The sequence below is a fragment of the Rahnella perminowiae genome (assembly GCF_019049755.1).
GTDB lineage: Bacteria > Pseudomonadota > Gammaproteobacteria > Enterobacterales > Enterobacteriaceae > Rahnella > Rahnella perminowiae.
Genome location: NZ_JAFMOS010000494.1, coordinates 1 through 12,629, shown reverse-complemented (window position 1 = coordinate 12,629; position 12,629 = coordinate 1). Strand labels below are relative to the sequence as shown.

At 48.8% G+C, this 12,629-nt stretch carries 13 protein-coding genes and 1 pseudogene; 4 read left to right on the top strand and 10 right to left on the bottom strand.

Going from position 1 to position 12,629, the window contains the following annotated elements; genetic code table 11:
- Nucleotides 1-453: 453 nt before the first annotated feature.
- Together J1785_RS09925 and J1785_RS09920 are read left to right on the top strand one after the other, a co-directional pair.
- The gene (locus tag J1785_RS09925; protein WP_217219326.1) at nucleotides 454-825 is read left to right on the top strand and encodes a hypothetical protein; all 372 of its coding nucleotides are present in this window, start codon (nucleotides 454-456) and stop codon (nucleotides 823-825) included.
- Between the two features lie 19 nt (nucleotides 826-844).
- Nucleotides 845-1,246: a methyl-accepting chemotaxis protein gene (locus J1785_RS09920; RefSeq protein ID WP_408004158.1), complete on the top strand. Its 402-nt coding sequence runs from the start codon at nucleotides 845-847 to the stop codon at nucleotides 1,244-1,246.
- Nucleotides 1,247-1,362: 116 nt separating this feature from the next.
- Here J1785_RS09920 and J1785_RS09915 read toward each other — a convergent pair whose 3' ends face one another.
- From J1785_RS09915 to J1785_RS09870, 10 genes and pseudogenes are all read right to left on the bottom strand, one after another.
- Complete coding sequence (locus J1785_RS09915; protein WP_217219325.1) at nucleotides 1,363-2,493, bottom strand: alkene reductase; 1,131 nt, start codon at nucleotides 2,491-2,493, stop codon at nucleotides 1,363-1,365.
- A 110-nt stretch (nucleotides 2,494-2,603) separates the two neighbouring features.
- On the bottom strand, nucleotides 2,604-3,209 hold the full coding sequence (locus tag J1785_RS09910) for a TetR/AcrR family transcriptional regulator (protein ID WP_014333868.1): 606 nt from the start codon (nucleotides 3,207-3,209) through the stop codon (nucleotides 2,604-2,606).
- A 69-nt stretch (nucleotides 3,210-3,278) separates the two neighbouring features.
- A complete protein-coding gene (gene bhsA, locus J1785_RS09905) occupies nucleotides 3,279-3,539 on the bottom strand; it encodes a multiple stress resistance protein BhsA (protein ID WP_217219324.1) in 261 nt (86 codons plus the stop codon).
- A gap of 132 nt (nucleotides 3,540-3,671) precedes the next feature.
- Nucleotides 3,672-4,493, bottom strand: a complete 822-nt coding sequence (locus J1785_RS09900; RefSeq protein WP_047611448.1) for an alpha/beta fold hydrolase — start codon at nucleotides 4,491-4,493, stop codon at nucleotides 3,672-3,674.
- Between the two features lie 135 nt (nucleotides 4,494-4,628).
- Nucleotides 4,629-5,384, bottom strand: coding sequence for an alpha/beta fold hydrolase (locus J1785_RS09895; RefSeq protein ID WP_217219323.1), 756 nt, complete (start codon nucleotides 5,382-5,384; stop codon nucleotides 4,629-4,631).
- A 156-nt stretch (nucleotides 5,385-5,540) separates the two neighbouring features.
- Nucleotides 5,541-6,221 (bottom strand): type 1 glutamine amidotransferase domain-containing protein, encoded by a 681-nt coding sequence (locus J1785_RS09890; protein WP_217219327.1) that lies wholly within the window; start codon nucleotides 6,219-6,221, stop codon nucleotides 5,541-5,543.
- Between the two features lie 330 nt (nucleotides 6,222-6,551).
- Entirely contained in the window at nucleotides 6,552-7,970 is a 1,419-nt protein-coding gene (locus tag J1785_RS09885) for an NAD-dependent succinate-semialdehyde dehydrogenase (RefSeq protein ID WP_217219322.1), read from the bottom strand.
- Between the two features lie 99 nt (nucleotides 7,971-8,069).
- Nucleotides 8,070-8,882 carry a helix-turn-helix transcriptional regulator gene (locus J1785_RS09880; protein ID WP_217219321.1) on the bottom strand — a complete coding sequence of 271 codons (813 nt, stop codon included), beginning with the start codon at nucleotides 8,880-8,882 and terminating at the stop codon, nucleotides 8,070-8,072.
- 99 nt (nucleotides 8,883-8,981) lie between these two features.
- Nucleotides 8,982-9,116 (bottom strand): annotated as a pseudogene (locus J1785_RS09875) (IS30 family transposase); the annotation flags it as partial.
- Between the two features lie 150 nt (nucleotides 9,117-9,266).
- Entirely contained in the window at nucleotides 9,267-10,178 is a 912-nt protein-coding gene (locus tag J1785_RS09870; RefSeq protein ID WP_217219320.1) for a LysR family transcriptional regulator, read from the bottom strand.
- Nucleotides 10,179-10,343: 165 nt separating this feature from the next.
- Here J1785_RS09870 and J1785_RS09865 point away from each other — a divergent pair, with 165 nt between their 5' ends.
- Both J1785_RS09865 and J1785_RS09860 read left to right on the top strand, forming a co-directional pair.
- On the top strand, nucleotides 10,344-11,042 hold the full coding sequence (locus J1785_RS09865) for a glutathione S-transferase family protein (protein ID WP_014333875.1): 699 nt from the start codon (nucleotides 10,344-10,346) through the stop codon (nucleotides 11,040-11,042).
- A gap of 460 nt (nucleotides 11,043-11,502) precedes the next feature.
- The gene (locus tag J1785_RS09860; RefSeq protein ID WP_217219319.1) at nucleotides 11,503-12,543 is read left to right on the top strand and encodes a tyrosine-type recombinase/integrase; all 1,041 of its coding nucleotides are present in this window, start codon (nucleotides 11,503-11,505) and stop codon (nucleotides 12,541-12,543) included.
- Nucleotides 12,544-12,629: the final 86 nt, after the last annotated feature.

Genomic DNA, 12,629 nt, shown 5'->3' with positions numbered 1-12,629 from the left:
ATCTTATCTTGTGTGAATGATTATTTCGGAATTGAGACGCATTAATTAAGCAACCGATTACTTAATTTTGTTTTGAGTTTCTTAGGTTTCTGTTGATAACAGAATGTTGAACATTTCTTGGCTTAGCATTCGTTTGATTACGTAATGGTAAGAGTAGGGTTAAATATTGGCTTCTCCATTTGTGATTGGTTTACCAGAGACAGGTTAACTTAGTCGTGTTTCACCCAATATATACAAAAATGATCCTGATCTATTTGCCCGCCTGTCGCGGGCTTTTTTCATCTTGGGCGGCTTAAAGTAGATTAATTATTGATCAGTTTGAGTTGGTGAGACAAATTTATGCAGACATGATATGTAACCTATATTTAAGGGTTATGATAATAATTCTTTTCCTCTACCACTGGTTCATTTAAGCCAATCTTTCCATAAATATTACACCAGGATTATTCCGCGATGTCGGTTTACAACATTTATTCATTTAAGGTTCTTGCGGATAATGCAGATAAAATCTCCATGACGAACAAGGTGGGTGACTTACTGGATGTGGCAAGGAGGAACCAGATAGTTTATATGCAGAATGGCGATGAAAAGACGATGGAAGCTAATGGTGATGCCATACAGACCATGCAGGCCTTATTAAAAGAAGCAGATAATTTTACCTGGACCGGCAACGCAAAAACCAACTTCGATTTGCTCTCCGAGAGCATCAAAAACTACAGTCAATTACGCGCCATTTTCCATGAAAAAAGTATTCGCAGCAATGCGCTTGCCGCTAAGTTGAAACAAAATGATGGTCAGCAATATTTAACCGTTCAAGGAGATTGAGTCCCTGATTAATGAATCGGTGGACCGTATTGGTACCGGCACAGAGCTGGTGACCAAGGTAGGAATTAGTATGGAAGACATCGTGCAGTCGGTAACGCATGTCAGTCAGATCATTGACGAAATTTCAACGTCGTCAGACGAACAACGCCAGGGCATAGAGCAGATAGGTAAAGCCGTCACTGAAATGGACTCCACCACTCAGCAAAATGCCACGTTGGTTCAGGAATCATCCGCTGCAGCTATTTCACTGGAAGAGCAGGCGAAACGGCTTGATGAGATGGTTTCTGTTTTTAGGGTTCCAGGTGTCAGCTCCCGCAAAAACGCAACTGAACTGAGGTTAAGTACACCGGTGACATCTGGCGGCGGCATAGAACGCCCCCCTAAAAACACCAGTTCTAAGCAAGACTGGACGACATTTTGATCCTGACCCAAAATCCTGCTCCATTCAGAAACTCAGCACCGATCCCTGTATTACCGCCGGTGATAAAAATAACTTTATTTTCAATTCCATTGTTCATGATATGCCCTTTAAATTTGTTAACGCTGCGCGTTGTAAACCGGATAATCAGTAAAACCTTCACCCGTCCCGCCATACAGCGTGGCGGCATTAAGATCGTTAAATGCCCAACCCATCGCAATGCGTTCAGGGAGATCAGGGTTAGCGATAAATGGACGACCAAATGCGATGAGATCAGCCAACTGCTCCTCGACCATCCGGGCTCCACGTTCTGCTGTGTATCGACCGGCATAGATGATGCGTCCACTGAATATCGCGCGGATCGCACGGCGGAACGCTTCGGGTAAGTCGGGAGCATTTTCCCAGTCGGCTTCGGCTATAGACATATAGGCCACACCGGCGTTTTCCAGGATTTTTACAGCTTCGACGTAGGTTTTATGCGTATCACTTTCAACCAGGCCGATATAGACGCGGTCTTCATCTGTGCTGGAAAATAAAGGCGTGAAGCGAACGCCCAGACGGTCTGGCCCTATTGCATGAGAGATAGCCTGCACAATTTCATCCAAAAACCGCAGTCGATTTTCAATAGAACCGCCGTATTCATCCTTACGCTGGTTTGCATGCTCTGAAATAAACTGATTAACCAAATAACCATTCGCAGCATGGATCTCGACCCCGTCAAAACCTGCACTGATGGCATTTTTCGCCGCCTGGGCATATAAATTCACGAGGTCTTTAATTTCTGACCGCGTCAGTTCGCGAGGAACCGAAGGGGTAACCAACGTGCCCGTACCTGGCCCTGTCTCAATAAAAGCCTTTGCTTGTTCAGCCTGAATGGCTGAAGGAGCAACAGGGGCACTTTCTTCTGGTTGCAATGCAGAATGAGAAACGCGTCCCACATGCCAAAGTTGTGCAAAAATAATCCCCCCTTCGGCATGGACAGCGCGGGTCACTTTTTTCCAACCCTCAATTTGTTGCTCAGTATAAATTCCCGGTGTCCATGCATAACCTTGTCCCCGGGGCTCAATCTGAGTGCCTTCAGTGATCATGAAACCTGCACCTGCGCGTTGACGGTAATATTCGGCCATGAGGTCGCTGGGTACATTACCGGGTTGTTCACTTCTTTGGCGCGTCAGTGGGGGGAATACAATGCGATTTTTAAGGGTATAAGGGCCAAGCTGAGTTGGCTCGAATAAGGCTTTATGATTCATAAGGATTTTCCATGAGTGATCATCGTAAGAGGTGACATTAAGTGGTAAGTATTAGACCGGTCGTATATTAAACGGGTACAAAAAACGGCTCTATACTGAGTACCCCCTTGCTAGGGGGTAATATGAATAATTTTTCTTGTCGTGATCAGCGCTGAATCAAACGGGCCAGTATTTCGAACAATCTTGACCATTACGCTTGCACCTACCCAAAGCTGGTAGAGGCTTTCTGCCACAGTGCGAGGTGTATCGTCAATAGTGAGAGATCCCTCGGCTACGCCCGTTTCTAACGCTTGTGCCAGACGTGAGATTATCCCGGAAGTGCCTGCCTCGAGCGTTAAGCGCATCGTGTCCGAAAGATCGGCAACTTCAGCACCTAATTTCACGGCAAGACACTTACCCTGACAGTCAGAGAACGACTGAGATTCTCGCCACTGCTGCCAGTAGTTCATCAGTCGCTGAGCCATATTGAGACCTGGCTGGCCCAGTGTCCTGTCGATATCGGCGAGATAATCATCAAAATAGTGTGCCAGCATATCTGCGCCAAAAGCTTCTTTCGAACTAAAGTAATGATAGAAAGAGCCTTTAGGCACACCAGCATCTTTAAGTATTTCGTTCAATCCGACCGCAGAAAATCCTTTACCCGCCATAATACGCTGACCTGTCGCCAGAATATGCTCGCGGATTTCATTGTTATGTAGTTGCGTTGTAGTATTCATAGGTTCAATCTACCAAGAACTAGACCAGTCGTCTACAGGCAAGATAAAACTATTCCATTTTGCTAACGCTTATTTGTAGATTTCAGCAGTGCCGTACAGATGGTTATCGCCACCGGCTGAAATAATACGGTAAGACGTTGCGCCATGTTCAGTCGCTTTCGCCGCCAGTTTGTCCTGCAGGTCGCTCAAATTGCTTCCGACAGCTGAAGCGTTGATCACCCCAATACTTTGTCCCTTCACAGGTACAGCGTTGACTTCGGTCGCGGCAAAAGTGGCAAAAGAAGCGGCAGTCAGTACGATGACGGCAAAGGCTTTATTTAATTTTTTCATGATTATATCCTCATTAAATTATTTTTAAGCACACGTTAAACGTGGGCAAGGGTAGGCACTGAATTCTTTTTAAAATTCGTTCAATGCCTGGGAAACGGGTATAAATGGGGACCCTGTATGTCCCTTATCGCATTACTCTTCAATGAATCTCAGCAGGTCTTCATTAATCGTCCCGGCTTGGGTGATTGTCATCCCGTGGCCAAATCCAGCATAGACCTTGAGCTGCGCATCTTTGACAAGTTGCGCGGACAGAATGGCAGAGTCAGCCAGCGGAACGATCTGATCGTCATCACCATGCATGATCAGGGTTGGCACATCGATTTTCTTGAGGTCATCAGTGAAATCAACCTCAGAGAACTGTTTGATACAGTCATATTGACCTTTGATCCCACCCCGCATCCCCTGAAGCCAGAAGCTTTCTCTCACACCCTCAGAAGGCGTCTCTGACGAACGGTTATAGTTGAAAAACGGCGTGGTTAAATCCTTGTAGAACTGAGAACGATCTTTTTCGACCGCAGCACGGATGCCATCAAACACTTCCATAGGCAGACCGCCAGGATTTTTCTCACTTTGCAGCATAACCGGAGGTACTGCGCCGATAAGAACGGCTTTGCTGACGCGTGCCGAGCCATACGTTCCGATATAGCGTGCGACTTCACCACCGCCGGTCGAGTGTCCAACCAGAACAACATCGTTGAGGTCTAACTGTTCGATGAGTGATGATAAATCTTCAGCGTAGGTATCCATATCATTGCCGTCCCACGTCTGACTCGAGTTGCCATGGCTGCGGCGATCGTGAGCGATGACACGGAACCCCTGCTGACCGAAGAACAACATTTGCGCGTCCCATGCATCACTTGATAATGGCCAGCCGTGGGAGAAAATAATGGTTTGTCCCTTGCCAAAGTCTTTGTATGCAATCTTAGAACCGTCTTTCACCTGAATAGTTTTCATCTCTTTATTCTCTTTTCTGTTGGCGACGCCTCATGGGCGGAACATTTGATTTAAAAGTATTTTTCTTCGTATATTTACTTTTACACTGGGCGGTCATTGACAGAATGACTGGCCTAGAAAGCATTTAACTGATGTTTACTGAGATAAGCTTTGTGCCGCTTTCTCGATCAGGGTCGCAATTTTTTCCGGTTGCGATGCGTAAATGGCATGGTTACCTTTCAATTCAGTGACGGTGCTGTGCGCGCGTTTAGCCATGAAGCGCTCCAGTTCTGGATTAATAGCACGATCCTGCGTCGCCACGACGGCCCAGCTTGGCTTCGTTTTCCATGCAGGAACGCCTGCCGGGGCAGCGAATGCTGCTACTGCGGTCATGACTTGAGATTGCGCCAACAGATTTGTCTCTTTGACCGGCAAGTCAGCGGCAAAGTCAGCGTGGAAATTTTCCGGTTTGATATAAAGGAAGTGATCTGGCGTTTCAGTAATTGACTGAGCGGCTGGCGGATATTTTTTGGCCAGACTCAGCAATGATTCACCTTGCTCCGGCTGGAACGCTGCGATGTAAACCAGCCCCGCAACAGAGGGATCATTTCCCGCGTCACTGATGATCATCCCGGCGTAGCTATGGCCAACCAGCAGTGATTTACCACTTTGTAATGCCAGAACGCGTCGAGTCGCCGCGACATCATCAGCCAGCGAGGTTTGCGGCTCCTGAACAATCGACACTTTGTAGCCCGCTTTATTCAGAATGTGAGCCACCGGATCCCAACCTGAACCATCAACAAAAGCGCCATGTACCAGAACGATGTTTTTTACCGGCGCAGCCATTGAAGACTGAGCATAAACAGACAGAACCAGGCTTAAAGCCAGCGTGGTCAATGATTTTTTAAACATGATGTATTTCCTTCAATTGTCATTTTTTAAGTTAATACCCTGACCTCCTGGCTCCCTGCCTTACAGGCCAGCGGACGGACATTCAGGTGTGTAATGTTGTCCAGATTTGCTCAGTGGGGGAGGGCTTAAAGAACTCCCTCCCCACGTGATTAACCGTTATGCACCCAGCTGTTTAATCAGTTCTTCTGCCGCCTCGGTAGAGGAGGTTGGGTTTTGCCCGGTGATCAGCAGGCCGTCAGTAACAACATAAGAACTCCAGTCCGCCCCTTTCGAGTAAATGCCGCCTTTGGCAATCAGCTCGTCTTCTACCAGGAAAGGCACAATCTGCGTCAGGCCCACGGCGTCCTCTTCGCTGTTGGTAAAACCGGTGACCTTACGGCCTTCTACCAGCGGTTTTCCCTCCGGGGTTTTGACATGGCGCAGCACGCCAGGCGCATGGCAGACCAGAGCGACGTGTTTGTTTGCCGCCAGGAAGGCTTCGATAAGGGCGATGGAGTGTTTATCTTCGGCCAGGTCCCACAGAGGGCCGTGACCACCCGGATAAAAAACGGCGTCGTAATCAGCCTGTGAAACGCTGTCGAGACGAACCGTTGACGCCAGGTGTGCTGTTGCTTCGGGGTCTGCCTCAAAGCGGTGGGTTAGCTCGGTCTGGAAGTCAGGCTCATTACTTTTTGGGTCTAACGGCGGGTTACCGCCTTTCGGTGAAGCCAGCGTAATTTCTGCGCCAGCGTCTTTAAAGGCGTAGTAAGGTGCAGCCAGCTCTTCCAGCCAGAAGCCGGTTTTGCGGCCGGTGTCACCCAGTTTGTCGTGTGAGGTTAAGACCATCAGAATTTTCATCATTACTCTCCAGTATTTCAAAGTGATAGTAGAATTAGACCAGTCGTCTAATTAGTTCTTAAATAAAAATGTTTCACCTGTGCCTGTTATTCCGGCCAACTCTGCGTGCTGTTTGATTTTTTCGGAACGGCTGTCGTGCTATGTCGCTTAGTCGCCGTTGCCATATAAGTAAGCTAACACTGAATAGACCGGTCGTCTACAGATAGTTAATAAAACTTTTTGGTCTTTTATGTGCCAGGCACCTTCTCATAGCAGATGCCTGTCACGATGAGATAAACCACTCATTTTACTGCTTATTCAACTGCGTTTTTTCACGTATCGATAATGCACTTAGTCAACTTTCTTTGCCCAAACTGCCTGAGCATTTGTGAATTCACGCAGGCCAAAGTGCGAGAGTTCGCGACCATACCCACTTTTTTTCACACCACCAACCGGGATGCTGGCATTAGTGGCAGAAAATCCGTTGATGAATACGCCTCCGGTTTCTAAGCGCCGCGCGATTCGCTGGGCACGGGAAACATCGCTGGTCCAAAGGTTGCCCCCTAAGCCGTAATCGCTGGTATTTGCCAGCTCAATGGCATGCTCGACGTCATCTGCGATAGTAATGGCTGCAACAGGGCCGAAGGTTTCCTCATCAAATGCAGCCATTCCCGGGCCTACTTCGCCCAATACGGTAGGCTCATAGAAGTTGCCGGGGCCCGAGATTTTGTTCCCCCCAAGAAGAAGTGTCGCGCCGGCTGCGAGAGTTCGTTCTACTTGATGATGTAATTCATCACGCAAATCTTTTCGCGCCATGGGCCCGATTCTATTTTGCGGGTCCAGCGGATCGCCAACGTTCAACAGTCTGACGGCCGCGATGAATTTTTGTGTGAATTCCTCCGCGATGGGTTTTTCCAAAATAAACCGTTTCGCGGCTAAGCACACCTGGCCCGCATTTTGGAATCGCGCTTCAACACCCGCTTTAACAGCCAAATCAATATTGGCGTCAGCGAGCACAATAAATGCGTCTGATCCACCTAGCTCAAGCAAGCTTTTTTTCAATGCTTTGCCTGCAATCGCCGATACGGCAGAACCCGCCCGCATACTCCCCGTCAATGTCACTGCTGCAATGCGATCATCCTCAATCACTTCTGCAACCGTTTCGTTATCAGCAATAAGATTGGCGAATAAACCTTTAGGGAAGCCTGCACTCTCATAAGCATCCTGCAAAGCATAGGCAGAGCCCATCACATTGGGCGCGTGCTTGAGGATAAAACCGTTACCCGACAGCATAATCGGGCCCGAAGCGCGAATGACCTGCCATAAAGGGAAGTTCCAGGGCATGACGGCCAAAATAGATCCAATCGGCAGATAGGAGACATGTACCTGATCGTCATTTTCGACAGAAACAGGCTCATCTGCGAGGATTGCCGGGCCATTGGTGGCAATCCAATCAATAGTCGCTGCACACTTCTCGACTTCTGCGCGGGCAGCCGCGAGGGTTTTTCCCATTTCAGCGGTGATGATCCCTGCCAAATTTTCTGAGCGCTCGCGCAGAATCGCGGATAAACGACGATAAGCTTCTACGCGTTTAGACATGGGAGTAGCACGCCACAGGCGAAAAGCCGTGTTATTACCTGCCAGCATGCCTTCTACTTCGTCTGCAGTTTGGAATGCATAAGTCGCGATCAACTCGTCCGTCGCAGGATTACGTGAAGTCGCGACATCAATAGTAGAAAGCGTATTCTGTGTGACATGTTGGGATGACATAGTTTTTGCCTCATAAACGGTTTAAGAGAAGCACGTTGTGTGCTTCGATAAAATCCAGTTTAGGCAGGTCGAATCATCCCTGGAAGGCGTCTTGTTATCCTATGACTGGGAGTCACAGGCAACGTGCCGGGGAATATAGGTCACCAGAGAGAGGTCGGGTCTCCCCTCTGGCGTGAGTGCAACGTAGGTAAATTCAATATGTCCGGAAGTGGGATGCAAAAGCCGCTTGCTCCCCTCTCCCATGCCTTTCACTTCCGTATCCAGCCACCACTCCTTGAATTCCGGGCTTTTTTCAGAGAGTTCTTCAATGAGATGGTCAAAAGGCTTTTTGTCCTGAGCATGGGCACGTGACGCGCGGAAAACGGAGATCATCCCTCGTGCCATCTGCTCCCAATCCAGGATCTGCGTGCGATACGGACGATATAGAAACAGCAGTCGCAACGTATTACGCTCATGAGGTTCCAGCGATCCATAATCAATAAACAAATCAGCAATAGCATCATTCCAGGCGAGAATATCAAGTCGGGCATTTCTCACATATGCCGGAATGGGATCGATAGCGCGCACTAAACTTTTCAGGCCATCACTCACACCATCCGCGAGGGGATGGGGTACCGGCTCTTCGCGCGGTGAAAGGGCAAAAAGATGGGATGATTCGATTCTGTTAAGTTTAAGAACTTTGGCTATACGCTGGAGTGCATCTGCCGAAGGTTTAATCTCTCTCCCCTGCTCAAGCCAGGTATACCAACTCACACTGACTCCAGCCAGGACGGCGACTTCCTCACGACGTAAACCGGGTGTACGGCGAATACCCTGTTGCATGCCGAAGTCCTGAGGATTAAGGCGTGCGCGCCGGCTTACAAGGAAAGCACCGAGTTCACGACGTTGCTCTGAAGTGGTTTTTTTAACCATAATAGCCTGCCTATAAATGTGCCTGTTGTGCCAACGCTTCATCAAGATGCTGATGAATCTCTTCTTTCTTCATCTGAACCCTATGCTCAACGGAATGATTTATACACAAAATCCTTCATTTAGCTGTCTGGCAACACTGTTAAGTCTTTGCTGGTTGTGAACCGATAAGTCAGTTCCTTTTGGAAAATATTGTCTGAGCAGCCTGTTCGTATTTTCATTTGAGCCACGTTGCCACTACCGGATGCGAGGTAGGGAATGGTAAAGCGACCCCTGAAAACATTATGCTTTCGCATTTTTACACAGCCTGGGCCGCTAGCAAACGCTGAGAGAACGTCTGATCGTGCTAAAAAAGCTGCGACTTCGATATCGAGCGCATCCTATAAGTTAGGATTTCACTGCTGAGCGCAAGAACTCAACAAATGCGCGTACTCGCGCCGATAGATGACGATTCTGGGGGTAGAGAATCGAAAAAGGGCGAGAGCAGCCGCTGTATTTTTGAAGGACCTCTACAAGGTCTCCACGCCTTAAAGCGTCCCCCACTGCAAAGCGATAGGTTTGATAAAGGCCTCCGCCCGCGTTAACCCAAGCGACAGCCCCTAACGCATCATTATGTACGCGCATCCGGCTCGTTATCTGTTTCTCGATTGAAGTACCTAATTCATCGGTGAACAGCCACTGCAGCGGGCGCCCTGTATTCGGTGATATGTACTGGATGCAATCGTGTTGATTGAGCTCATCAATACGGTATGGTTCACCTTTTTTTGCAAGATATGTCGGAGTTCCAAATACCCCAAGCGAGGCGTCCTCAAGCTTTAAGGCGACAAGACGCGAATCTTGCGGAACGCCTAGCCTGATTGCCAGGTCGAAGCCTTCTTCAACAAAGTCGATTATTTTGTCCGAGATACTAATCTCGATATCGATCTGCGGATAAAGATCAGTGAACTTGGGCATCAAGGGTAAAAGGCGAAACGTTCCGTAAGCAGCACTGACGCTAATGCGTAGCGGTCCGCTAGGGACGGTTTGTGAACCCGTGATCGCTCGCTCAGCCTCGGCGATTTGCTCAAGCGCTAGATGACATTCTTTCCAATAGAGCTCGCCCTCCGTTGTAAGCTTGACGGCGCGGGTGGTCCGAAAAAAAAGACGTACTCCGAGGCGCTGCTCGAGCCGACTGATCGACCGACTGACTGCGGCCGGCGTCAGACCGAGAGTCTCAGCCGCACTGGTGAAGCTGCCGGTCTCCGCTGCTCTGCAGAACTGTTCAATACTGCCAAGCTGAAGTGGGTTACCTGCTGCCATATTGATTACCATTTGTAATAAATGAATTGATTATTACATGGTTTATCAACCAGGAACAACGCATTAAAGTACGTCTACAGCTTCAGCAACACCGTGACAAGGCCGCGCTACTCAAGCAGTGCACGGTTTTGACCTACACCTCAATTTACTTTTAGGAGCGACACAATGACTAGCAAACTGAACGTTTTTACTTCGCCTTCGGCTTTCCCTAACCCACAGCGCCTGCGCCTGTTCATGCATGAAAAGGGAATCGCTGATCAGTTCCAGGAGACTATTTACGACATGACGCCGGTTGGCGAACAGCGTGGATGGCGTCACTTGAAAATGAATGCTTGGGGTGAGACGCCGACTCTCGAGCTCGCTGACGGTAGCTATATCTCCGAAACTGCAGCTGTCGTCCGTTACCTGGACCAGTCCTACCCCGGCCGCAAGATCATGGGGGATACGCCGCTGGAACAGGGCTTGGACAACATGTGGGATAACCGCATCTGGGTTCACATCCTGTATCGAATCGTCACGGCTTTCCACGTTCTGCATACCGGTCTCGGCTTCAAACTCGAATTGACGAAGAACGAAGCTTGGGGCGAACACTGCCGTAAAGAGGCGTTGGCCCATGCTGCACTGGTCAACAAACATCTTTCAGACGGACGCCAATGGCTGCTGGGGGGCGACGAGCCTACTTTCGCCGACATCACGCTGGCAACCGCGATCGCGTTCTCGAAGTTCCCGGTGAATGCTACGCCGCTGGACGAACGTTTCGAGTTCCTGGACGCATACTGGCAGCGCTGGCAGCAGCGTCCAAGTTTCCAGGCTGCATATGCAGACCGTAGCAGCGGTATCCCTGAGCTCGAAAACAAGGCGTGATCTAACTTTAAAGTCGCGCGAAATCCACGGTTGGATTTAGCGCGATCGAAGAGGCCTACTTTGGGCGGTATGAGTATTCAGGAATTTGCAGCGCTTCCCTGCGAACGAAAACGCTATGTTGGCAACGGTTTTTAGGGTTTGCAAATGCGTGCAGCGCATGGAGTAACAATCAAAGTGCGCATAATCATAATTATGTTAAAATAACCCACTCTCTCCCAAAAATTCCTCACTTCACTGTAGATGATTCTTTTTTACTAACTTTATATAATGGGACTTATATAAAGTTAGCCATCTACTGGGATGGCTGGTATTCTATCCAGTAGTTACAGATGCAAATGATTCTTCACCGTGGATCGCGTACAGATACCGCTACGTGAAATCTGCAAGGTAAATCCCCTGCATCTTTATCAGAATCCACGTAGCGTTGTCAGTCACCGGGAGTTCGCTTTCTAAGCTATCTATGGGTAAATTAACACCAACGAACCAGATGCTGCCTGTTATCCAGGCCGAAGAAGATGTTCTGGACAGGCTTAAGGAGTTTGTCCAGGATCGGGAAGCCTTTTCACCCAATACCTGGCGGCAACTGATGAGCGTAATGCGGATCTGCCACAGATGGTCGATAGATAATCGCCGCCCATTTTTGCCTATGCTTCCGGCCGACCTTCGCGATTACCTGAACTGGCTGCAAGAAAACGGCCGAGCTTCTTCAACGATTGCGACACATGGATCTTTGATTTCGATGTTACACCGTAACGCCGGTCTTACACCGCCAAACGCTTCCCCTCTGGTTTTCCGGGCGGTGAAGAAGATAAATCGTGTTGCTGTCGTTACTGGCGAACGTACTGGCCAGGCCGTGCCCTTTCGTCTTGAGGATCTTCTTGAGCTTGATGCATTATGGTCTGGTCCTGCATCACTTCGCCAAAAACGTGATCTGGCTTTTCTGCATGTCGCTTACAGTACTTTGCTGCGTGTCAGTGAAATATCCCGTCTCCGCGTTCGCGATATCTCCAGGGCAACAGATGGCAGGATCATCCTTAACGTGAGCTATACCAAAACGATTGTTCAGACTGGCGGGCTGATCAAATCTCTCAGTTCGCAATCCTCGCACCGGTTGTCAGAATGGTTATCGTTGTCTGGTATTAGCACTGAACCTGATGCCTTTCTTTTTTGTCCGGTGCACCGTTCGGGTAGCGCAACTTTTTCAATCACCCGTCCGCTGAGCACGCCGGCGATGGAATCCATTTTTGCAAATGCCTGGCGTACGGTGGGTGCAGCAGAAACCCTCAGCCCAAATAAGGGGCGCTATAAACAGTGGACCGGTCACAGTGCGCGCGTAGGCGCTGCCCAGGATATGGCAGGCCGTGGTTATGCGGTCGCTCAGATTATGCAGGAAGGAACCTGGAAAAAACCTGAAACTTTAATGCGTTATATCCGTAACCTTCAGGCGCATGAAGGGGTTATGATTGATCTGATGGAAAAAAAACCATCAGGACAAAATTAATTAAATATGAATTCATAAAAAATAAGTATGAATTATGATTTTAATCTATCTGTTACTTCACTCAGAAACGTGCTGGGCCAGGATGG